This window comes from Mycobacterium neumannii, assembly GCF_002245615.1.
In the GTDB taxonomy this organism is placed as follows: Bacteria; Actinomycetota; Actinomycetes; order Mycobacteriales; family Mycobacteriaceae; genus Mycobacterium; species Mycobacterium neumannii_A.
On the sequence record NZ_NKCO01000005.1, the window covers coordinates 1 to 22,447 of the forward strand.

Sequence of the window (22,447 nt, forward strand, 5' to 3'; positions counted from 1 at the left end):
GGCGGCGGTAGCCCACCGCCCAGGAAGGTGTTGCCGGGGGCGGGCTCGGGGTTGGCCGGTGGGTCGCCCTGGTGCACGTCCGACGATGCCGGTCCGTGCGTCGAGGGCTGTTGATCGCTGTCGTCGCTCGAGCTGCCACTGCTGCCGCTGCTGGAGCCGCTGCTGCTGCTTGAGGACTGACCGCTGGTGGACTGAGAGGTGTTGACCGGCTCGTTGTCGGTGATCGGGATCGGCGGGAAGTTCAGCCGCTCTTCGGGGATGTCCGGGGGCGGTACCGGCGGCTGACCGTTGATCAGCAGCGGGCCCTTGGCGCTGTTGAGCAACGTCGACCAGCCACCGTTGCCCAGCGTGGCTCCGATGCTGCAGGACACCTGACGACTGCCCGCCGCCCAGCTCGGCAGCGAGATCGTGCTGTAGATCAGCGTCAGCGTGGTGCTGCGTAGCTCGATGGGCGCCAGGTAGGCGTCCGTCATCCGGGTGCACGCGTCCTTGATGAAGCTGTCCTGCTCGGGCTCGGGCGGCAGTCCGCCGGGGAACCTCTCGGCGAGGTTCACCGCGCCGGTGACCTCCATCGCATGCGGCGCCGCGCAGTCGACCGGGATGTCGGTGGGCTGGTTGGTGGTGGGGTCGATGCCCAGGCAGGTGCCCGCAGGCCACACCTTGGACTGGTCGACCTCGGCGACCTTGCCGGAGAACGCCAGCTGCTGGTTGTTCGGGCCGGGCAACTGCAGCCCGCACAGCATGCGGCGCTCGCCGGACTGGCGCCAGGCCTTGTCGCCGGACCACAGCATGCTCACGGTGAAGCGGCTGTTCGGGTCGAAGCGCGGACCCAGGTAGTTCTTCACGGCCGTCGAGCACTGCTCCTGGCTGATCTGCTGGATACGCGCGCTCGACGGCGGCGCGGCGTCCGGACCGTATTCACTGCCCGGGAAGGTCCGCATATCCACCGACTCGGCGACCTCGAACCGGTGCTCCTGGCTGCAGTCGACTATCTCGGCGGCGTCGGGTGTCCGGTCGGGCCAGTTGAGGCAGTCGCCCGCCTTGGCATGTTCGAACGTCGCATTGCCCCGGGGCCCGAGGGAGATCGTGCTCGCGGTGAGCCCGCTGGCGCCGTCGTTCTGCGGCAGGGCGGTGATGAGGCCCGCGATCAGCAACCCGCCCAGCGCCGTCAACACGAGCGCTCGGCGCGTCGGCGTGGCGTGCAAACTGGTCCACCACGCCACCCGCTGCTGCGCCTGTGCGTCGCCTTGCTGCAGATCGGCGGGTTCATGCTCGCCGAACGGGCGACCGGGTGCCTCCAACATCTGCTCCATTGTGACAGGCGTGTCAGGTGCTGTGACAAGTGATGCAGTTGTAAAGTTATGCGGTTGTGCTGGCCTGGGTGCTCGACCAGTAGGGTTGCGCCCGTGATCGACCTCAAGTTGCTGCGCGAAAACCCGGATGTGGTCCGTGCCTCGCAACGCGCCCGCGGCGAAGATCCGACCCTCGTCGACGCGTTGCTCGAGTCCGACGCCGCGCGCCGGGCCGCGGTGTCGGCGGCCGACAATCTGCGCGCCGAGCAGAAGGCCGCGAGCAAGAAGGTGGGCAAAGCGTCGCCGGAGGAGCGGCCCGCACTCCTGGAGCAGGCCAAGGAGCTCGCCGAGAAGGTCAAGGCCGCCGAGACCGCGCAGGCCGACGCCGCGCGGACGTTCACCGAGGCGCACATGGCGCTCTCGAACGTGATCATCGACGGGGTGCCCGCGGGCGGCGAGGACGACTTCGTCGTACTCGACACGGTCGGTGAGCCGCCGCGCATCGACGACCCCAAAGATCACGTCGAACTCGGTGAGTCGTTGGGTCTCATCGACCTCGAGCGCGGCGCGAAGGTGTCCGGTTCACGCTTCTACTTCCTCACCGGGGCCGGCGCCCTGCTGCAGCTGGGCCTGCTCCAACTGGCCGTCAAACTCGCCACCGCGAACGGGTTCACGCTGATGATCCCGCCGGTGCTCGTGCGCCCGGAGATCATGGCGGGCACCGGTTTCCTCGGCGCGCACAGTGAGGAGGTCTACCGGATCGAGTCCGACGACCTGTATCTGGTCGGCACCTCCGAGGTGCCGCTGGCCGGATACCACGCCGACGAGATCCTCGACCTGTCCGACGGGCCGCTGCGCTATGCGGGTTGGTCGTCGTGCTTCCGGCGCGAAGCGGGCAGCCACGGCAAGGACACCCGCGGCATCATCCGCGTGCACCAGTTCGACAAGGTCGAGGGCTTCATCTACTGCAAGCCCGCAGACGCCGAGGCCGAACACGAACGCCTGCTGGGCTGGCAGCGCCAGATGCTGGCCGATATCGAGGTGCCGTACCGCGTGATCGACATCGCCGCCGGTGATCTCGGATCCTCGGCGGCGCGCAAATTCGACTGTGAGGCTTGGGTTCCCACGCAACAGACCTACCGGGAGCTGACCTCGACGTCGAACTGCACGACGTTTCAGGCCCGCCGGTTGGCGGTGCGCTACCGCGACGAGAACGGGCGTCCGCAGACCGCGGCAACGCTCAACGGGACCTTCGCGACGACGCGGTGGCTGGTGGCGATCCTGGAGAACCACCAGCAGCCCGACGGCAGCGTCCGGGTGCCACAAGCGCTGAGGCCGTATGTCGGAACCGACGTCCTGATGCCGGTCAAGTAGGACAAGCGCCTCGCGGGGCGAAGAGGTGGTTTCGCGCGCCCGGACACGGGTAGACGCGTTCGCATCCCGACTCTAGGAGGCGCCGTGAAGGCGATGGTTTACCGCGGCCCGTACAAGGTACGGGTCGAAGAAAAAGACATTCCGCCGATCGAGCATCCGAACGACGCGATCGTGCGGGTGACCCTCGCGGCGATCTGCGGTTCGGACCTGCACCTGTACCACGGCATGATGCCCGACACCCGGGTCGGCATGACCTTCGGCCACGAGTTCATCGGTGTGGTCGAGCAGGTCGGGCCCTCGGTGCGCAACCTCAAGGTCGGCGACCGGGTCATGGTGCCGTTCAACATCTTCTGCGGTTCGTGCTACTTCTGCGCTCGCGGGCTGTACTCCAACTGCCACAACGTGAACCCGAACGCGACGGCCGTCGGCGGGATCTACGGCTACTCGCACACGTGCGGTGGATATGACGGCGGGCAGGCGGAGTTCGTCCGGGTGCCGTTCGCCGATGTGGGCCCGGCGCTCATCCCCGACTGGATGGCCGACGAGGACGCGCTGATGTGCACCGACGCGCTGGCCACCGGCTACTTCGGCGCGCAACTCGGCGACATCGTCGAGGGTGACGTCGTCGCGGTCTTCGGTGCGGGTCCGGTCGGCCTGTACGCCGCGAAATCGGCATGGCTGATGGGCGCGGGCCGGGTGATCGTCATCGACCACCTCGAGTACCGGTTGGAGAAGGCTCGCACGTTCGCCCATGCCGAAACCCTCAACTTCGCCGAATACGACGACATCGTCGTGGAGATGAAGAAGACCACCGGTTATCTCGGCGCCGACGTGGCGATCGATGCCGTGGGCGCCGAGGCCGACGGCAACCTGCTGCAGCACGTCACGGGCGCCAAGCTCAAAATGCAGGGCGGTTCGCCCGTCGCGCTGAACTGGGCGATCGACGCGGTGCGCAAAGGCGGCACGATTTCGGTGATGGGCGCCTACGGACCGATCTTCTCCGCGGTCAAGTTCGGCGACGCGTTGAACAAGGGACTGACGCTGCGGATGAACCAGTGCCCCGTCAAACGCCAGTGGCCCAGGCTGTTCTCGCATATCCAGAACGGCTATCTCAAACCCAATGACATTGTCACCCACCGCATTCCGCTCGAGCACATCGCCGAGGGGTATCACATCTTCTCCGCCAAGCTCGACGACTGCATCAAACCGATCATCGTGGCGAACGCCGCCTGAGGGGAATCATCATGACCTACACCGCCGACCGTCCGCCCGTTCCGACGTCCGAAGACCTGCGTGCCCGCATCCCGGGGTGGGGCGCCGACCTCGACCCGGCCGACCGGCCCTCGGTGCCCAAGCTGAAGGCGGTCGAGACCGGTGCGCACTGGGACTTCCCCGACCGCCAACCCGAGAAGTGGCCTCGGGAGAGGTCCATCGAACACAAGTTCCTGACACCGGTTTTCGGTACGTCGACGCCACCGAGGGGGCTCTCGGGTGCGATCCGGCGCTACTCGTATCGCACGTACAGCGAGGGCCGTGCCGCGCACTGGCTGCTGCTGATCCTCGCCGACCGCGTCGACGCCGTAGAACACCACGTGCAGTCGCTGCTCAGCCTTCGCCCGGACAACCCCGTCACCCAGACCGGAGTCAAGACCGAGCTGACGCACAACGGCCTGGCCGCGCGCGCGAAAAGTAAACGTGCGGACGTCAATCACATGTGGCTCGACCCGCTGATCGTCGGTGGCCCATGGGTGGCGACCGCGGGGGTCGGGCTGCTCGCGGTGCGCCGGTTGCGCCGCAACCGGCGCTAAGGCTGCAGCAGCTCGTCGAGGACCTCGATGAGCTGGTCGGGGTGTTCGGGCGTGAACGCCGGACGCCACCGGTTGCCGTCGACGTCCAGGGTGACCAGCGTGGCCTTCAGCGGCCTGCGCACGTCCAGCGGCAGCCAGCGGCGCAGATCCGAGCTGCCCCAGAACCGGTAGCGGTGTATCCAGTCCAGCGGTGAGGCGGTGTACCCGCGGATGGTCGGCAGCGGAATGACTTTCGACGTGCCAGAGGGGAAGTGGTACCGGCGCAGCGTGACCGCCTCTCGGTCGACCTGTATCATGCCGTCGTCGTAGAGCTGTTGCGGCACACTCACTTTCGCTCGCTCCGCAACTCGTGGCCCTTGGTGGTCAGGCATCGGCCGTTCTGCAGATTCCACTGCCATCCGTGCAGATTGCAGGTCAGCGTCGAACCCTCCACCACGCCGAACTTCGACAGGTCGGCCTTCAGGTGCGGGCAGCGGCGCTGAATCTCCCAGCCGTCCAGCGTGATCGACGCGGAGTCGTCGTGTGCCTCGGCGAACCAGCCGTCGGCGTACGCGATCCGCTCGTCGGTCAGGCACTTGAAGAACGTGTACAGGTACTCGTTGTATCCGCCGACTCGCCAGGCCCGAAATCGAGTGGACAGGAAGATGGTGTTGACCCAGTCGGGTTCGTTGTCGCGCAGCACGGTGCGCACCAACTCCGGCGGGATCGCAAAGCCGTAACGGAACTTCTCTGCAGAGATCGGTTCACGAACAACGCGTTTCGGAAAGTCGACGACCACGGTCTCGGACCCGAGCCGCAACTCGACGGGGTAGCCGATACCGTCGCAGATCTGATCACTCTGGATCATGATCGGCTCGAAAGCGGTGCGTAGCGGCTCCAGTAGCGACTCGCCCGCCGCGTCGGCCCAGCTCGCCTTCTCCGCGGCCAGCACCGGCGCCATCCGCTCGGCGTAGTCGGCGATGTAGTCGGCCTTGCCGGTGGTGAAGATCGACTCCACCTCGTCGTCGGGCAGCGGGTGGTTCAGTGAATCCAGTTGCGAGCCGGTGAAAGTGGCCGTCGAACCCGGAATCAGCAACAGCCCGCCGTCATGGCCGTGTGTGCGCATCTGCTCCAGAAAAACCATCTGGTCGGGGAAGATGTTGGCCGGGTCGTCGTGGTCGTCGTTGAGGTCGCGCAGGTCCGGATCGAGGAAGCACGGCGGGCCTGCCGACGGGATGACCCAGGTGGCGCCGACCTGTGCGATGTACTGGCGGCAGCGGTCCATCTGGCGCTGGCGCTTCTGGATGCCGAACGCCTCCTTGGCGCGCACGGGCATGTCGTAGACCATCGGGTACCAGATGGCGCCGGAGTACTGGAGCATGTGCACGTCGACGTGGCCGAAGTCGGCGTGCACGACGTCGAGGTCGACCGGGCGTGCGTCGTTCATGTTGAACGCCACGGTTTGACCGTCGTCGACGACGAGTCCCGAGTCGCCGATCGGGCCGTCGGCGGGGGCTCGCAGCGCGATGATCATCACAGCGAGGTCGCCCTTGGGGCCGGACACGGTGTGGCGCACCGAGTCGACGGTCTCGAAGAACCGGTGAAAGCCGAGCTTCTCGAGTTCGCGCCGCAGGTCGGGCACCGGATAGTCCGGCAGCAGCACGACGGCGTCCTTGTTGACGTGCTCGCGCAGTAGTTTGGGGTCGAAGTGGTCGCGGTGCAGGTGCGAGACGTACAGGTAGTCGCAGTCGCCGAGCGCTTCCCAGTTCAGGTCGCTGTTGTCGGGGAACGGGAACCACGACGCGAAGTAGGCAGGGTTCACCCAGGGGTCACACAGGATGCTCCCGGCCGCTGTGTCGATGCGGAAACCCGCGTGGCCGATGCTGGTGACCTGCACAAATACCCTTCCTGCGAATGTGGATGTCTGCCGCGAGTCTAGCCCGCCGCAGGCTCGTCCCCATCCCACGCGCGGCGGTAGTAGGCGACACGGTCCACGTCGGCGGCAACGCCGTACGCGTCGAGAAGGAGCTCCTGGAAACCGCCCGGGCCTTCGGTCGGGAAGTTCCAGTCCAGCGACATGGTCGCGATGCCCAGATCGGCCCACCGGTCGGCGACGCCGAGATCGCCGAGGTCGACGTGCCCGCTGAACGCACCTTCGTCATCGAGCAGCGTATTCGGTGAGCAGGCGTCGCCGTGGCAGACCACCAGGCGGTCGGCCGGCGGGGCGCCGGCGGGCACCCAGGACGGGCGGGCGAACGGACAGTCGGCGACGGGCAGCGCGTCGTGCAGCCGGCGCAGCCCGGTACCGATCGCACGTGCCGCGATATCCGGACGGTCGGCCCAGCGCGGATCGACCGCCGAATACCCGGGCAGTCGCGCGGTGTGTAACCACCCCGGACCGGCCGCCAGAACCTCCGGAACCGGTGTGTAGCGCCGCGCCCAGCGCAGCCGCGGCACCTCGGCGGCCAACAGGTGCGCGGCACCCGGTGGGTACACCTTCACAAATTCACCACCGGTGACCTCGAACGTCACCCCACCCAGCTCGTTGCGCCACACGGCGCGCACCGGCCGTCCGGCCGCGATCCGGGTGACGACGCCCGGTGTCGGCACGGGTTCGGTCGGCAAGGTCACGCGACTAGGCTGCCTGATGTGGAACCCGTATACGGCACCGTCATTCAGCTGGCGCGGCTGATCTGGCGCGTGCAGGGACTCAAATTCACCGTCACCGGTGTGGAGAAACTGCCGAGAACCGGCGGCGCGGTCATCGCCATCAACCACACGAGCTACTTCGACTTCACCTTTGCGGGGCTGCCCGCCTACCGGCAGGGCATGGGGCGCAAGGTGCGGTTCATGGCGAAGAAAGAGGTCTTCGACCACAAGATCTCGGGCCCGGTCATGCGCAGTCTGCGCCATATCGAGGTGGACCGTGACAGCGGCGCCGAGTCGTTCGAGCAGGCCTGTCAGAGGCTCAAGGAGGGCGAGTTCGTCGGCGTCTATCCCGAGGCCACGATCAGCCGCAGCTTCGAGATCAAGCAGTTCAAGTCCGGCGCCGCGCGCATGGCGATCGCGGCGGGCGTGCCGATCGTTCCGCACATCGTGTGGGGTGCGCAGCGCATCTGGACCAAGGGCCACCCGAAGAAGATGTGGCGCCCCAAGGTGCCTATCACCGTGGCCGTCGGCGAACCGATCGAGCCGACGTTGCCCGCGGCGGACCTGACGGCCCTGCTGCACTCCCGGATGCAGCACCTGCTCGAGCAAGTCCAAGACGGCTACGGCCCGCACCCCGCCGGCGAGTTCTGGGTGCCGCACCGGTTGGGCGGGGGTGCGCCGACGCTCGCCGAGGCCGACCTGATGGACGCGGAGGAGGCCGCAGAGAAGGCCGCCAGGCGTGCCCAGCGTCCCGACCCCAGCGGAGCAACCGGGTAGCCGCCATGGAGCCGGTCTTCTACACGCTCGAGGTTCTGGTCAAGGCGGCGGTCAGGATCAATGGCTACAAGATCAGCTACCGGGGCTTGGAGAACATCCCCGCCAGCGGCGGTGCGGTGATCGCGATCAACCACACGAGCTACGTCGACTGGTTGCCCGCCGCGCTTGCGGTGCACTATCGCAAGCGGCGCCTGCGGTTCATGATCAAAGAAGAGATGCAGGACGTGAAGGTGGTCAACTTCCTGATCCGCCGCACCGGCACGATTCCGGTGGATCGCCGCGCCGGTGCGGGCGCCTACGCCGTCGCGGTGGAACGCCTGCGCGCCGGTGAGCTCGTCGGCGTCTACCCGGAGGCCACCATCAGCCGAAGCTTCGAGCTCAAGGACTTCAAGACCGGCGCGGCCCGCATGGCCCTCGACGCCGATGTGCCGATCGTTCCGCTCATCGTCTGGGGTTCGCAGCGGCTGTGGACCAAGGACCATCCCCGTCGTCTGCGGCGCAACAGGATTCCGATCACGGTGCAGGTGGGTAACCCCCTACGGGCCGGCGAGACGATGGAGCAGACATTGCAGGAATTGCGTTCGGCGATGACCGAAATGTTGCACGAGGCGCAGCGCGACTATCCGCACCCGGAAGGGGCGTACTGGGTGCCGCGCCGACTCGGCGGCTCCGCACCCACCCTGGACGAGGCGAAGGCTCTCGATGAGGCCGAACTGGCCGAGCGTGCCCGCAAGCGTGCCCTGCGCGAAGCCAAGAGTCATCGGTGAGCCCGGACACCGGCGAACGCGGATTCCCGCGGCGGTCCCGGCTATGAACCGGCCCTTGCTGATCGCCTCCGACGTCGACGGGACGCTGCTCGACGACGACGAAAAGGTCTCGACGCGCACCAGGGCAGCGGTCACCGCCGCGGTGGAGTCGGGCACCGAGTTCCTGATCGCCACGGGACGGCCGCCGCGGTGGGTGCAACCGGTCGTCGACGCGTTGGGTTTCGCCCCGATGGCGGTGTGCGCCAACGGTGCTGTGCTCTACGACCCGGCCACCGACCGCATCGTGTCCGCGCGCACGCTGACCACCGACGTGCTCGGTGAGCTCGCCGACATCGCGACCAAAGTGATCCCGCGGGCGGGCCTGGCCGTCGAGCGGGTGGGCAACAGCGCCCACGACGCCGCGACCCCGCAATTCGTCAGCTCACCCGGGTACGAACACGCATGGCTCAATCCGGACAACACCGAGGTGTCGTTCGAAGACCTGCTCAGCGCACCCGCGATCAAACTGCTCGTCAGGAAGGCGGGCGCGCGCAGCTCGGACATGGCGGCCGAGCTCGCCGATCACGTAGGGCACATTGCCGATATCACGTACTCGACCAACAACGGCCTGATCGAGATCATGCCGGCCGGCATCAGCAAGGCCACCGGGGTCGCCGAGGTGGCCGAACCGCTGGGCATCACCGCCGATGAGATCGTCACATTCGGCGACATGCCCAACGACGTGCCGATGCTGCAATGGGCCGGCCTGGGGGTCGCCATGGGGCACGCCCATCCGGCCGCGCTGGCCGCGGCCGACGAGGTCACCTCGACCAACAACGACGACGGCGTCGCGCGTGTGCTCGAGCGGTGGTGGGCGTAGGCCTCAGGTGCTGATCGGCGGGGTGAATCGCTCGAGTTGCACGGGCGGGGTGTCGAAGTCAGGCTTCGGCAGTTCCACGGGGATACCGTCGAAAACGCGTGTCACCGTGCCCTTCTCGCGGTCGAAGTTCAGTGTGCCGTGCTGGAAGTTCTGCACGATCCACAGCGGCTCCTGGATCTCGCCGCTGGTGGGCAGTCCGAGCGCACCGCGTTCGAAACCCAGTGTCCCCCAAGCTTTGTAGATCTCACCGGTGACCGGTTCGGCGCCGCTCACCGGTGACCAGTAGATCGCGCCGCGTTCGAACGTCACGTAACGGGCGCCATCCTGGCCCGAGGCCTCCAGCGACGTCGGCCTGCCCAGCGGGCTCTTCATCCCCCCCATCGCTTCCCACTTCGCGAATATCGCGCCTCCGCGCAGTGATTCGGCCAGGTCGTCGGGTCCCGGCGGTTGGTTGAAGCGCGCGGCGATGTCGCGGATGTGGTCCATCAGCGCGTATGCCGCGTTACCGGGGCACTCCGTTGCGCCGACGTCGCGGTGGGTGAAGATCGCGGGCAGCCGCGGTGTCGCCCCGGTCGGGAACTTCGAGAACGACCCGCCGCCTGAGGCCAGCACCACCGCGCCGCGGGGGTCGACGTGGTCGAGGCCGAGCCGCCATCCCAGTAGCCGGGCCGTGGTGCGCAGCTGAATCGGCGTCGGTGGCACCACTTCGAAGTTGCCCATCATCGCGACACCCCAGGTGTCGTGGTTGAACCCGCCGGTGTGGGCGCCCTCGACGGGTCTGGTGATACCGCCCGCGCGCCCCTCGAAGACCTGTCCGAACTTGTCGACCAGTGCGTTGTAGGCAATGTCGCACCAGCCCAGTGTGCGGGTGTGGTACTCGTAGATCGATCGGATGATGCCTGCCGAGTCCTGCGGGGCGTACTCGTTGCTGCCTGCGGTGTGGTGCACCACCCCCGCCCGAACTCCGGAGTCCAACCGGGGGTCTCCGCACCGCATGGATTCGTCGGCGCCCCACTGCGCGCGGTTGATGATGTTGGGCGGCACTCCGGGCGCGCTCACCGCCGACGGCGGAGGCAGCGTGTCGACCGGCGGCGCCTCCGGCGGGCTGATCAGCACCGCGTTGAGGTTCTGCCCGAAGGAATGTTCGGTGTTGGCCGGGACGTAGCCCAGTTCCTGGGCGGACTGGGGCGCCGCTTCCGGAATCTTGGGTGCGTCGGGCGGACGGGTCACTGCGATCTGCACCGTGGTGGTGCGGCCCACGAACACGGGTTCGGTGCCTGCCGGTCCCGCCGACGGAGTGTCCGGGCCGACACCTTCGAGGGGTTCCGCTTCGTACCAGGGCCCCCAGCTGCCGTCGGCCTTCCTGGCGCGCACCCGTGCGGTGGTGCCGGTGAAGTCCTCAGCGGTCAGCGCCACCAACGAGAATGGCGTGTCCTGGTGGATCTCGCGGATCGTCTCCCCGCCGCCCAGCCCCGTCAGCGGTCGCTGCGCCAGGTGCAGCGTCTCGGCGATTGCGTCGTCGTCACCGTCGCCGGGCAATCCGAACAACGCCATCGGCAACATCACGACCGTCGCCGCAAGCGCGGTGAACAGCAGTGACGGCGTGGGACGGCGAGTCGGCACGGACTGATGTTACGTATGTGCCAGGTGATGCTAGTGGTGCGACACGGTTCGGAGCAGAACTAATCGACGCCAGACCGGCACCGGCACCGCAGAGCCGAAGCGGCTTCTGCGGTGCCGTCTGGTGACAGGTCTCAGGCGCCGGGTGCGGGTGCCGGCACGGGGGCCGGGACCGGGGGCACCGCCGGCGCGCCGGGCGGCTTGGCCGCCGACATGATCGCCGGCATCACCATGCCCTTGAGCAGGTCGATCGCCTGCCCCGCACCGAGTTGATCGGCCATGCTGGACAACTCGCCGATGATGCCGCCGCTACCCGAGGTGCCGGTCGCCGCGGGCATCGTCGCCAGGGAGGGGTCTCCGAGGATCGGATAGGTGCCTGCGGCCGGGTCGAGCCCGATCGGTGCCGCGATCGGCACCTCGCTCGGAGCGGGCAGCCCGGTGGCCGACGAGATTGGCGTGGCGCCCAGGGCAGGGTCGGTCAGCGCCGGCGGCGTCGACAGTCCCGGCGTGGTCAGCCCCGGCGTGGTCAGGCCGGTGTCACCGGTCGGGCTGGTCAGCGCAGGGCTGGTCAGCGCGGGGTTGGTCAGAGCCGGATCGGTCAGTGAGGGAGCGGTCGCGGTCACGCCGGGAACCGTCGCGCTCGGGGCCGTCAGGCTGGGAGCCGTCAGGCCGGGTGTGGTGAGCCCGGGCGCGGTCAGGCTGGGCGACGTCAGCTCGGGCGTGGTGAGCGCCGGCGTGGTCAGGCCCGGAGAGGTCAGCGTGGTGGGCGAGCTCGCGCCCGTTCCGGTCAGGACGCCGGTCGGCATAGGCGGAAGGTTGATGCCGAACTGCGAGAGGCCCTGGGTCAGGGCGGACATCAGCTCGTTCGGAAGATCCGTGATCGTCGCCGCCTGGACGAATTCGCGGTGCTGGGGGGCCGGCTTGGTGGCCTCCGTCAGCTCGGTCACGGCGACTACTGCTGCGGGACTCGCGACTGCCAGGGCCAGGACTGCGCTCGTGGCTGTCGACAGCCTGCGTCGACGTCGGTTCGGCACGGAAGTCTCCTCAATACATGGGCTACGACTATTAGTGGTCGCTTGTGGTTCGGCTAGGCGATTCAGGTGAACAGCCCAGGTCGTGCACTGCCGGTAGTCGAAACCGACGTGATCGACGGTACTGATGTGACTTCTGAGGCGAAAGTGACGATATGTAATCGTGAGCCGATCGCAATATTCGGCTCCTGTCGGATTCGGGCGGTGCGCTCGCGGTCGGATACCCTTGCTGCCGATGACCACGCCTGTTTCTCCGGTCGCTCCGCTCTCCGGAGCCCGTTTTGACCTCTTTGTCGTCGGCTCCGGATTCTTCGGCCTGACGATTGCCGAGCGCGTGGCAACACAGCTGGACAAGCGGGTGCTGGTCATCGAGCGCCGCCCGCACATCGGCGGTAACGCCTACTCGGAGGCCGAGCCGCAGACCGGTATCGAGGTGCACAAGTACGGCGCGCACCTGTTCCACACCTCCAACAAGCGGGTCTGGGACTACGTGCGTCAGTTCACCGAGTTCACCGGATACCAGCACCGGGTGTACGCGATGCATGGCGGGCAGGCCTATCAGTTCCCGATGGGGCTGGGGCTGGTGTCGCAGTTCTTCGGCAAGTACTTCACCCCCGATGAGGCGCGACAACTGATCAGGGAGCAGGCCGCCGAGATCAAGACCGAGGACGCGCAGAACCTCGAAGAGAAGGCCATCTCGCTGATCGGGCGCCCGCTCTACGAGGCGTTCGTCAAGGGCTATACGGCCAAACAGTGGCAGACCGATCCCAAGGACCTGCCCGCGGCCAACATCACCCGGCTTCCGGTGCGCTACACGTTCGACAACCGCTACTTCAACGACACCTACGAGGGGCTGCCCGCCGACGGCTACACCAAGTGGTTGGAGAACATGGCCGCCGACGACCGCATCGAGGTCCGGTTGGACACCGACTGGTTCGATGTCCGCGACCAACTGCGCGCCGAGAACCCCGATGCGCCGGTCGTATACACCGGTCCGCTCGACCGGTACTTCGACTATGTCGAGGGGCGGCTGGGGTGGCGAACCCTCGACTTCGAGATGGAGGTGCTCGACACCGGGGACTTCCAGGGCACGCCGGTGATGAACTACAACGACCTCGATGTGCCCTACACCCGGATCCACGAGTTCCGGCACTTCCACCCCGAGCGCACGTATCCGACCGACAAGACGGTCATCATGCGCGAGTTCTCCCGGTTCGCCGACAACGACGACGAGCCCTACTATCCGATCAACACCGAAGCCGACCGCGCGTTGCTGGCCGCTTACCGGGCCCGAGCGAAGGCCGAAACCGCTTCTGCCAAGGTGTTGTTCGGGGGCAGGCTGGGGACCTACCAGTACCTGGACATGCACATGGCCATCGCCAGCGCGTTGAGCATGTACGACAACACACTCGCACCGCACCTGCGTGACGGTGCACCACTGACCGAACCAGGCCCAGAAAGCAGTAGCGCATGAGCGAGATTCCCTCCGGCGCACTGGAATCCGTGGAATCGAAGGCGGTCAGCCTGCTGGCCCGCGTCATTCTGCCGCGTCCAGGCGAACCGCATGACGTCCGCAAGCTCTACATCGAGGAAGCGGAAACCAACGCCAAGCGCGCACACGCGCCGTCGCGCACCGAACTCGAGATCGGCACCGAATCGCAGGTGTCGTTCGCGACCTACTTCAACGCGTTCCCGGCCAGCTACTGGCGGCGTTGGTCGATCCTGCAGTCGGTGGTGCTGCGGGTCGAGTTGACCGGCAGCGCGCGTGTCGACGTCTACCGGTCGAAGGCCACCGGCGCGCGGATCACCGTCGGTGGCGCCCCGATCGTCAGCGAGCGCGACGGTGAACCCGCCCACGTCGAGTTCGAGGTCGAGCTGGGCCCGTTCGAGGACGGTGGCTGGATCTGGTTCGACATCGCCACCGATGCAGCCTCGACGCTGCACCACGCCGGTTGGTACGCGCCGGTCCCGGCACCGAGCCGGGCCAACATCGCCATCGGCATCCCCACCTTCAACCGTCCCGCGGACTGCGTCAACGCGTTGGCGGCGCTGACGTCCGATCCGTTGGTGGACGAGGTGATCAGCGCCGTCATCGTCTCCGATCAGGGGACCAACAAGGCGAAGGACCATCCGAACTTCGGCGAGGCGGCGGCCGCCCTCGGGAACCGGTTGACCATTCACAACCAGCCGAACCTCGGGGGCTCCGGCGGGTACAGCAGGGTGATGTACGAGGCGCTGAAGAACACCGACTGCGAACAAATCCTGTTCATGGACGACGATATCCGCGTCGAGCCCGACTCGATCCTGCGGGCGTTGGCGATGAACCGGTTCGCGAAGACGCCGACACTGGTCGGCGGCCAGATGCTCAACCTCCAGGAGCCCTCGCACCTGCACGTCATGGGGGAGATGGTCGACTCCGAGAACTTCATGTGGACCAACGCGGTCAACACCGAGTACGACCACAATTTCGCCAAGCACGCTCTGGCGGACGAGGATTCAGCGCGTAGCAGGTTGCTGCACCGCCGCATCGACGTCGACTACAACGGCTGGTGGATGTGCATGATCCCGCGTCAGGTCGCCGAGGAGCTCGGCCAGCCGTTGCCGCTGTTCATCAAGTGGGACGACGCCGACTACGGCCTGCGCGCCGGTGAGCACGGTTATCCGACCGTCACGCTTCCCGGCGCCGCGATATGGCACATGGCGTGGAGCGACAAAGACGACGCGATCGACTGGCAGGCGTACTTCCACTTGCGCAACCGGTTGGTCGTCGCCGCGCTGCACTGGGACGGCAACGTCAGCGGTCTGATCGCCAGCCATCTGAAGGCGACACTCAAACACCTTCTGTGCCTTGAGTATTCGACGGTCGCGATTCAGAACAAGGCGATGGACGATTTCCTGGCCGGGCCCGAGCACCTGTTCTCGATCCTGGAGTCGGCGCTGCCCGAGGTGCGCAAGATGCGCCAGCAGTACCCGGACGCGGTGGTGCTTCCGAGCGCGGCCGAGCTGCCGACGCCGTCGGACAAGCGCTGGCGCAAGAAGGCGCGGATCCCCACCAACGCGGTGGCCATCTCGACGCGGTTGTCGCGCGGCGTGATTCACCAGCTGCGGCCGCATGACCCCGAACACCATCGGCGGCCCCAGATCAACGTCGCCACCCAGGACGCCCGGTGGTTCTCGCTGTGCCGGGTGGACGGCGTCACCGTGACAACGGCCGACGGCCGCGGTGTCGTGTACCGCCAGCGCGACCGCGAGAAGATGTTCGAGCTGCTGCGCGAATCGCTCAAGCGCCAGGCGCGCCTCGCACGCAAGTTCAACCGGATGCGCAAGGTCTACCGCGAGGCGTTGCCGACTCTGACGAGCAAGCAGAAGTGGGAGACGGTCCTTTTGGAGTCGTCTGCACATGGATGAGAGCTCCCTCCTGAGCCCTGCGGTCGGGGACGCAGCTCTTCGCCCGCGGGACCAGCGCGGCGAGGAGGCCGCTCTGGTCGCGGTGCAGTCCGCGCTCGGTGACCGCCCCGCGGTCCTTTCGGCGGCGCGCGCGTTGTCCCATTTCGGCGAGCACAGCCTCGGCTGGTTGGCAATCGCCCTGTTGGGGGCGCTCTTTCAGGCCGACCGTCGGCGGGACTGGTTGGCCGTGGGCGCAGGTGCGTTCGCCGCACACGCCGCAGCGGTGTTGATCAAGCGGGTGGTCCGCCGGGAACGGCCGCACCATCCCGCGATCTCGGTCAATGTCGGCACGCCGAGCCGGCTGAGCTTCCCGTCCGCGCACGCGACGTCGACCACGGCGGCGTCGGTGCTGATGGCCAGGGTCACCGGGTTGCCGCTGCCTGCGCTGCTGGTGCCGCCGATGGCGTTGTCGCGGTTGGTGCTCGGCGTGCATTACCCCAGCGACGTCCTCACCGGCGTCGCGGTCGGGGCAGTCGTCGCGAAGGCCGTCGGCACGGTGGCCGACCGCGCCGAAGGGAACGCATGAGCATCTCCAGTGACAGCAGCGCAGAGAGCGTACGGCCGATGAATGGACAACCGGCACCGCAGAAGGGCCCGCCGCGCAACGCCGCGACGGGTCTCATCAAGGCGATCCGACCGCGGCAATGGGTGAAGAACCTGCTCGTGCTGGCCGCGCCGATCGCCTCCCTCGGCGGCGATGTCCAATACGACTACGGCAGCGTCGCGATCAACATCCTGATCGCGTTCGTGACGTTCTCGCTGGCCGCCTCGTCGATCTATCTGGTCAACGACGCCCGCGACGTGGAAGCCGATCGTCAGCATCCCACGAAGCGGTTCCGGCCGATCGCTGCCGGTGTGGTCCCGGAATGGTTGGCCTACACCGCAGCTGTGGTGTTGGCGGCCGCGGCGCTGGCCATCTCGGTGCTCGCCTCGACCAACCTGACGGTGGTCATCGCGGTTTACATCGGCATGCAGTTGGCGTACTGCTTCGGCCTCAAACACCAAGCGGTGCTCGACATCTGCATCGTGTCGTCGGCGTACCTGATCCGCGCCATCGCCGGCGGCGCCGCGGCGGGCATCCCGCTGTCGCAATGGTTCCTGCTCGTGATGACGTTCGGTTCGCTGTTCATGGTGGCCGGCAAGCGGTATGCCGAACTACAGCTCGCCGAACGCACGGGTGCCAAGATCCGCAAGTCGCTGGAGAGCTATACCGCGTCGTATCTGCGCTTCGTGTGGACGTTGTCGGCCACGGCGATGGTGCTCTGCTACGGCCTGTGGGCCTTCGAACGTGACGGCACCACCGCATCGTGGTATGCGGTCACGATCATTCCGATCACCATCGCAATCCTTCGCTACGCGGTCGACGTCGACGGCGGATTGGCCGGGGAGCCCGAGGAGATCGCGCTAAAAGACCGGGTACTGCAGCTGTTGCTGCTGGCGTGGATCGGGACCATCGGTGCCGCCGTCTTCCTCAGCTGAGACCCTCCGCCGACCGGTGCCGGGCGGGTGGGTCGGTGAGATCGAACGCAGCCTCGCGCGCTGGCCCGCGTTCCGCTACGACAACACGGTCCGGATCAGCCTGTGGATCAGCGTGCTGGTGGTCGTGGCGCTGTTCGGCTGGGGCGCATGGCAGCGGCGCTGGATAGCCGACGACGGCCTGATCGTGCTGCGCACCGTGCGAAACCTGTTGGCAGGCAATGGGCCGGTGTTCAACGCCGGTGAGCGCGTCGAGGCCAACACCTCGACTGTGTGGACCTACCTGGTCCACCTCGGCGCGCTGGTGGGTGGTTCCGTGCGGCTGGAGTACGTCGTGCTCGTGCTGGCGCTGGTGCTCAGCCTGTTGGGTGTGGCGTTGGTGATGTTGGGCACCGGCCGGTTGTATGCGCCGAGCCTGCAGGGCCGGCGTGCGCTGATGCTGCCTGCGGGCGTACTGGTCTACATCGCCCTTCCGCCCGCGCGCGACTTCGCCACCTCCGGTCTCGAAAACGGTTTGGTGCTGGCGTATCTGGGCCTGCTGTGGTGGATGATGGTGTGCTGGTCCCAGCAGCTGCGCGGCCACCGGACGACTGCTGCCCCTGTCCTTCGCGGAGGCGCACCGACAATCCGCAGACAACCCCTCGGACCCCAGGCGCCACCCCCGGCAGGCGGAACCTTCGACATTGCACTGGCTTTCGTTGCGGGCCTGAGCGTGCTGGTTCGGCCCGAGCTCGCCCTGATCGGCGGGTTGGCTCTCGTCATGATGCTGATCGCGGCGCGCGACTGGCGCCGCCGCGCGGTGATCATCGTCGCCGGAGGCCTGCTTCCGGTGGCCTATCAGATCTTCCGGATGGGCTACTACGGCCTGGTGGTCCCCAATACCGCGGTGGCCAAGGACGCCAGCGGAGCGAAATGGTCGCAGGGCTTCGTCTATCTGGCGAACTTCAACCAGCCCTACCTGCTGTGGGCGCCGGCGATCCTGCTCGCCGGGCTCGCGGGGGTCGTGTGGGTGATCCGCGGACGTCCCCGGCCGAACCGCGCCGCGATGGCCTCGGGCTCCGGACGCCTGGCGCGGATGGTGCAGAGCCCCGCCGCCGTGGTGATCTTCTTCCTCGTCAGCGGTCTGCTGCAGGCGATCTACTGGATCCGCCAGGGTGGGGACTTCATGCACGGCAGGGTGCTTTTGACCCCGCTGTTCGTCATGCTGGCGCCGGTCGCGGTGATCCCCGTCGTCCTCCCCGACGAAGCCAGGATGGCGCGCGGCGCGGGCTATCTGTTCGTCGGCGCCACCACCGTGCTGTGGCTGGCGGTCGCCGGATGGGCGCTGTGGGCGGCCAATTCGCCGGGAATGGGCCGGGACGCCACCCGCGTCACGTACTCCGGCATCGTCGACGAGCGGCGGTTCTACTCCCAGGCCACGGGCCATGCGCACCCGCTGACCGCCGCTGACTACCTCGACTATCCGCGGATGCGCGCGGTGCTCGAGGCGTTGGAGAACACACCCGACGGTGCCCTGCTGCTGCCGTCGGGCAACTACGACCAGTGGGACGTGGTACCCGCGCTGCCGCCGCCACCGGACGCGCCGGAGGACTACCAAGGTCCGCACACGGTCTTCTTCACCAACCTCGGCATGCTGGGCATGAACGTCGGACTCGACGTTCGCGTCATCGACCAGATCGGGCTGGCCAATCCATTGGCCGCACACACCGAGCGCCTCGAGGACGGCCGAATCGGCCACGACAAGAACCTTTTCGCCGACTGGGCGATCGCGGAGGGGCCGTTCCTCAAAGAGCCGCCCTTCATTCCGGGTTACATCGACGAAGACTGGGTCAGACAGGCCGAGGCGGCGCTGAAGTGTCCGGAGACCGACGCGATGCTGAACTCGGTGCGCGGCCCGATGAGCCCGCGTCGGTTCCTGTCCAATCTCGTGCACGCCTACCAGTTCACGCAGTACCGGATCGACCGCGTGCCCCTCTATGAGATCGAACGCTGTGGGTTACCCGTTCCGGAACCGGAATCCGAGCCGTACACGGGCATGCCCGCCACGGGTCCGTAACGCCGCGACCCCTCCGGGCCGATAAACAGACGCGAACTGCTCTTTTCGCGGCGCCCGAGATACGAACGGATGGATCGACCTGTGCGAACTTGGCTTCGCCGCGTACTGGCGGCGACAGCCGCGGCCGTGGCGCTGCCGAGTGCGGCTGCCGTGGTCGGTGCGGCGCCGCCGGCGGGCGCGTTCTCCCGCGAGGGACTTCCCGTCGAGTACCTCGACGTCTACTCCCCGGCGATGAGCCGCATCGTGCGCGTCCAATTCCAGCCTGCCGGAACGGAATCGGGCGATCAGAGGGCGGTGTACCTCCTGGACGGCATGCGGGCCCGCGACGACTACAACGGCTGGGACATCGAAACCGCCGCATTCGAGTGGTTTTTCGAGTCGGGGGTGGCCACCGTGATGCCGGTGGGCGGGGAGGCCAGCTTCTACGCCGACTGGTACACGCCTTCGAGTTTCAACAGCCAGCCCTACACATACAAATGGGAGACCTTCCTGACCGACGAGCTGCCCGCCTGGCTGGCCGCCAACAAAGACGTCTCCACCACCGGCAATGCGGTCGTGGGCGTGTCGATGTCGGGCAGCGCGGCGCTGATCCTGTCGGCCCACCACCCGCATCAGTTCGCTTATGCTGCGTCGCTTTCGGGGCCCCTGAACACGTCGGCGCCGTCGATGCAGCAGGCGATTCGGGTGGCCATGCTCGACGCCGGCGGTTACAGCGTCGACAACATGTGGGGTGCGCCGTGGGACGGGGCGTGGAAGCGTCACGACCCGGTCCACCAGGCGGCCAGGTTGGCGGCCAACAACACTCGCCTCTGGATTCACTGTGCCCCAGGCGGATCCGCGCCGTCAGAAGCCGACACCGACCCGAACCAGACCTTCGACGCCCGCAGCCTGGAATCGATGGCGCTGAAGAGCAACAAAGACTTCCAGACGGCCTACCTGACGGCCGGAGGAAACAACGCCACGTTCGAATTCCCTCCCCAGGGAAATCACGCGTGGCCGGACTGGGGTGCGCAGTTGCAAACCCTGAAACCCGACCTGGTCACAACGCTTCGTGGTGGAGCGGCGTGACCAGCGTGGACATCGCTCGAATGGGTAGATCACGCCGACGTGTGGTTGACTGCACGGGTTACGCGGCTTGCCTGAGGGGCGGTTCCGCGTGCGGCATACAACAGATGGGATAGATGACGCATGAAGTTCGTTGGCAAGATCCGGGGTGCCTGGGTCCGCCGGCTGGCGGGAGCCGCCCTGGCGGCCGCCGTGCTGCCGGGCTTGGTGAGCGCCATCGGAGGCTCGGCCACCGCGGAGGCTTTCTCTCGTCCGGGTCTGCCGGTCGAGTACCTCATGGTTCCGTCCGCAGGGATGGGCCGTGACATCAAGGTTCAGTTCCAGAACGGCGGGCCGAACGCGCCGGGCGTGTATCTGCTCGACGGTCTTCGTGCCCGCGATGACTTCAACGGCTGGGACATCGAAACCGCGGCGTTCGAGTGGTATCTGGACTCCGGCCTCGCGGTGATCATGCCGGTGGGTGGCCAGTCCAGCTTCTACAGCGACTGGTACAAGCCGGCCTGCGGCAAGGCAGGTTGCTCGACCTACAAGTGGGAGACGTTCCTGACTCAGGAACTGCCCGCGTACCTCGCGGCCAACAAGGGCGTGAACCCGAACCGCAATGCCGCAGTCGGCTTGTCCATGGCCGGATCGGCCGCGATGACGCTGGCGATCTACTACCCGCAGCAGTTCCAGTACGCCGCCTCGCTGTCCGGGTTCCTGAACCTGTCCGAGGGCTGGTGGCCGATGCTGGTCGGGCTCTCGATGGGTGACGCCGGCGGCTACGAATCCGAGGACATGTGGGGCCCGTCGAGCGATCCCGCGTGGAAGCGCAACGACCCGATGGTCAACATCGACAAGCTGGTCGCCAACGGCACCCGCGTCTGGGTGTTCTGCGGTAACGGCAAGCCGGCCGAGATCAACGGCCGCGTCGCCGGTGACAACTTCAACGCGAAGTTCCTGGAGAGCTTCACGCTGCGCACCAACGAGACGTTCCAGGAGCAGTACCTGGCCGCGGGCGGTAAGAACGGCGTGTTCAACTTCCCGCAGGGCGGCACGCACGACTGGCCGTACTGGGGTCAGCAGCTCCAGCAGATGAAGCCGGACATCCAGCGCGTGCTCGGCGCCACGCCGCAGCCGTCGACCCCGATCGCTACCGAGGCCTCGGTCACGACGACGGACGCCGGTAACTGACTGGTACGGCAATAGGTTCATAGTTGGCGGCGGCGATCCTTCGGGGTCGCCGCCGTCGGCCTTTTCCGACCACGTCCGCGCCGGTGTGTGATTGACTACCTCGCGCGGGGACAGCAGACCAATGTGAGGTGGGCGAGCCGATGCAGGGGATCTTCCGGGCGATCTTGACCGTGGCGCTGGCCGCCGGTCTGTGGACCGCGGGTACGGCCGTCGCGCCGACGGCCGAGGCGCAAGTCGAGATGCTGATGGTGCCGTCGGCGGCGATGGGACGCGACATCCCGGTCGCCTTCCAAGGTGGTGGCCCGCACGCGGTCGTGCTGCTGGACGCGTTCAACGCCGCACCCGACGTCAGCAACTGGGTCACCGCGGGCAACGCGATGAACACTCTGGCGGGTAAGGGCATCTCGGTGGCCGCGCCCGCGGGCGGCGCGTGGAGCATGTACACCAACTGGGAGGCCGACGGCAGCCGCCAGTGGGAGACGTTCCTGGCCGACGAGCTGCCCAACTGGCTGGCCGCCAACAAAGGCCTGGCACCGTCGGGGCACGGCATCGTGGGTGCCGCACAGGGCGGCTACGGCGCGATGGCGATGGCCACCTTCCATCCGGACCGCTACCGATTCGCCGGCTCCCTGTCGGGTTTTTTGACCCCCGAGCGCACCGGAGTCGACGGCGCCATCACCGCCGGGCTCGCGCAATTCGGCGGTGTGGAGACCCGCAACATGTGGGGACTGCCACAGCTGGGCCGGTGGAAGTGGCATTCGCCCAATGTCCATGTCCAGTTGCTGGCCGACAACAACACCCGGTTGTGGGTGTGGAGCGGTCCGGTCGGAGGGTGCACCGATCCGCCCGCGATGATCGGCTATTGCGACATCGCCGCGGGCACCAATCGCGAGTTCTACCAGCACTATCGCTCTGTGGGTGGAAAGAACGGACACTTCGACTTCCCGCCGAGCGGGAACCACGACTGGGGTTCCTGGAGCGGTCAGCTCGCGGCCATGAGCGGCGAATTGGCGACGACGATCGCTTAGCCCACGACCCGCTCTCTTCGAACCGGGTCCGCATGTCGGCAGCCGG

The 22,447-nt window shown here is 67.3% G+C and carries 20 protein-coding genes; 14 read left to right on the forward strand and 6 right to left on the reverse strand.

The features are described 5' to 3' along the window. On the reverse strand, positions 1-1,313 hold a 1,313-nt coding region (locus tag CEX88_RS08165), incomplete at its 3' end, for a septum formation family protein (RefSeq protein WP_099459212.1). 93 nt (positions 1,314-1,406) lie between these two features. Here CEX88_RS08165 and serS point away from each other — a divergent pair. From serS to CEX88_RS08180, 3 genes are all read left to right on the forward strand, one after another. After that, the gene (gene serS / locus CEX88_RS08170; RefSeq protein ID WP_094293127.1) at positions 1,407-2,666 is read left to right on the forward strand and encodes a serine--tRNA ligase; all 1,260 of its coding nucleotides are present in this window, start codon (positions 1,407-1,409) and stop codon (positions 2,664-2,666) included. A gap of 84 nt (positions 2,667-2,750) precedes the next feature. Continuing rightward, positions 2,751-3,899, forward strand: a complete 1,149-nt coding sequence (locus CEX88_RS08175) for a zinc-dependent alcohol dehydrogenase (protein WP_066846637.1) — start codon at positions 2,751-2,753, stop codon at positions 3,897-3,899. Positions 3,900-3,910: 11 nt separating this feature from the next. Further along, positions 3,911-4,474 carry a hypothetical protein gene (locus tag CEX88_RS08180; protein ID WP_094293128.1) on the forward strand — a complete coding sequence of 188 codons (564 nt, stop codon included), beginning with the start codon at positions 3,911-3,913 and terminating at the stop codon, positions 4,472-4,474. On the opposite strand, the gene CEX88_RS08185 is transcribed toward CEX88_RS08180, so the two are convergent. From CEX88_RS08185 to CEX88_RS08195, 3 genes are read right to left on the reverse strand one after another with little or no spacing between them, the layout of a single operon-like run. Further along, a complete protein-coding gene (locus CEX88_RS08185; RefSeq protein WP_094293129.1) occupies positions 4,471-4,803 on the reverse strand; it encodes a hypothetical protein in 333 nt (110 codons plus the stop codon). The two genes, CEX88_RS08180 and CEX88_RS08185, sit on opposite strands and share 4 nt — an antisense overlap. After that, complete coding sequence (locus CEX88_RS08190; RefSeq protein WP_094293130.1) at positions 4,800-6,350, reverse strand: MBL fold metallo-hydrolase; 1,551 nt, start codon at positions 6,348-6,350, stop codon at positions 4,800-4,802. The genes CEX88_RS08185 and CEX88_RS08190 overlap by 4 nt, the downstream gene beginning before the upstream one ends. Before the next feature lie 38 nt (positions 6,351-6,388). After that, on the reverse strand, positions 6,389-7,084 hold the full coding sequence (locus CEX88_RS08195) for a phosphotransferase (RefSeq protein WP_094293131.1): 696 nt from the start codon (positions 7,082-7,084) through the stop codon (positions 6,389-6,391). A gap of 18 nt (positions 7,085-7,102) precedes the next feature. Here CEX88_RS08195 and CEX88_RS08200 point away from each other — a divergent pair, with 18 nt between their 5' ends. Genes CEX88_RS08200 through CEX88_RS08210 form a run of 3 tightly spaced genes read left to right on the forward strand, consistent with a single transcriptional unit; the run spans position 7,103 to position 9,505 of the window. Then, positions 7,103-7,879: a lysophospholipid acyltransferase family protein gene (locus CEX88_RS08200; protein WP_094293132.1), complete on the forward strand. Its 777-nt coding sequence runs from the start codon at positions 7,103-7,105 to the stop codon at positions 7,877-7,879. Positions 7,880-7,884: 5 nt separating this feature from the next. Then, positions 7,885-8,646, forward strand: a complete 762-nt coding sequence (locus CEX88_RS08205) for a lysophospholipid acyltransferase family protein (RefSeq protein ID WP_094293133.1) — start codon at positions 7,885-7,887, stop codon at positions 8,644-8,646. 43 nt (positions 8,647-8,689) lie between these two features. Further along, positions 8,690-9,505 (forward strand): HAD family hydrolase, encoded by an 816-nt coding sequence (locus CEX88_RS08210; protein ID WP_094293134.1) that lies wholly within the window; start codon positions 8,690-8,692, stop codon positions 9,503-9,505. A 3-nt stretch (positions 9,506-9,508) separates the two neighbouring features. On the opposite strand, the gene CEX88_RS08215 is transcribed toward CEX88_RS08210, so the two are convergent. Both CEX88_RS08215 and CEX88_RS08220 read right to left on the reverse strand, forming a co-directional pair. Then, on the reverse strand, positions 9,509-11,068 hold the full coding sequence (locus CEX88_RS08215) for an N-acetylmuramoyl-L-alanine amidase (protein WP_420799206.1): 1,560 nt from the start codon (positions 11,066-11,068) through the stop codon (positions 9,509-9,511). A gap of 191 nt (positions 11,069-11,259) precedes the next feature. Further along, positions 11,260-12,159, reverse strand: coding sequence for a hypothetical protein (locus CEX88_RS08220; RefSeq protein WP_066846658.1), 900 nt, complete (start codon positions 12,157-12,159; stop codon positions 11,260-11,262). A gap of 232 nt (positions 12,160-12,391) precedes the next feature. Here CEX88_RS08220 and glf point away from each other — a divergent pair, with 232 nt between their 5' ends. The 8 genes from glf to CEX88_RS08260 all read left to right on the forward strand — a co-directional run bounded on the left by glf (position 12,392) and on the right by CEX88_RS08260 (position 22,401). Next, on the forward strand, positions 12,392-13,630 hold the full coding sequence (glf, locus tag CEX88_RS08225; protein WP_066846661.1) for a UDP-galactopyranose mutase: 1,239 nt from the start codon (positions 12,392-12,394) through the stop codon (positions 13,628-13,630). Next, entirely contained in the window at positions 13,627-15,564 is a 1,938-nt protein-coding gene (locus CEX88_RS08230) for a glycosyltransferase (protein WP_094293136.1), read from the forward strand. Before glf ends, CEX88_RS08230 begins: the two co-directional genes overlap by 4 nt. Next, the gene (locus tag CEX88_RS08235) at positions 15,557-16,129 is read left to right on the forward strand and encodes a phosphatase PAP2 family protein (protein WP_082699026.1); all 573 of its coding nucleotides are present in this window, start codon (positions 15,557-15,559) and stop codon (positions 16,127-16,129) included. Before CEX88_RS08230 ends, CEX88_RS08235 begins: the two co-directional genes overlap by 8 nt. A 38-nt stretch (positions 16,130-16,167) precedes the next feature. Continuing rightward, positions 16,168-17,082 carry a decaprenyl-phosphate phosphoribosyltransferase gene (locus CEX88_RS08240; protein WP_064394909.1) on the forward strand — a complete coding sequence of 305 codons (915 nt, stop codon included), beginning with the start codon at positions 16,168-16,170 and terminating at the stop codon, positions 17,080-17,082. Further along, complete coding sequence (gene aftB / locus CEX88_RS08245; RefSeq protein ID WP_420799203.1) at positions 17,060-19,135, forward strand: terminal beta-(1->2)-arabinofuranosyltransferase; 2,076 nt, start codon at positions 17,060-17,062, stop codon at positions 19,133-19,135. Before CEX88_RS08240 ends, aftB begins: the two co-directional genes overlap by 23 nt. Positions 19,136-19,204: 69 nt before the next feature. Continuing rightward, positions 19,205-20,203 carry an alpha/beta hydrolase gene (locus CEX88_RS08250; protein WP_066846679.1) on the forward strand — a complete coding sequence of 333 codons (999 nt, stop codon included), beginning with the start codon at positions 19,205-19,207 and terminating at the stop codon, positions 20,201-20,203. A 120-nt stretch (positions 20,204-20,323) separates the two neighbouring features. Then, positions 20,324-21,373: an esterase family protein gene (locus CEX88_RS08255; protein WP_066846682.1), complete on the forward strand. Its 1,050-nt coding sequence runs from the start codon at positions 20,324-20,326 to the stop codon at positions 21,371-21,373. Positions 21,374-21,513: 140 nt separating this feature from the next. Further along, complete coding sequence (locus tag CEX88_RS08260) at positions 21,514-22,401, forward strand: alpha/beta hydrolase-fold protein (RefSeq protein ID WP_094293242.1); 888 nt, start codon at positions 21,514-21,516, stop codon at positions 22,399-22,401. The last annotated feature ends 46 nt before the right edge of the window (positions 22,402-22,447 follow it).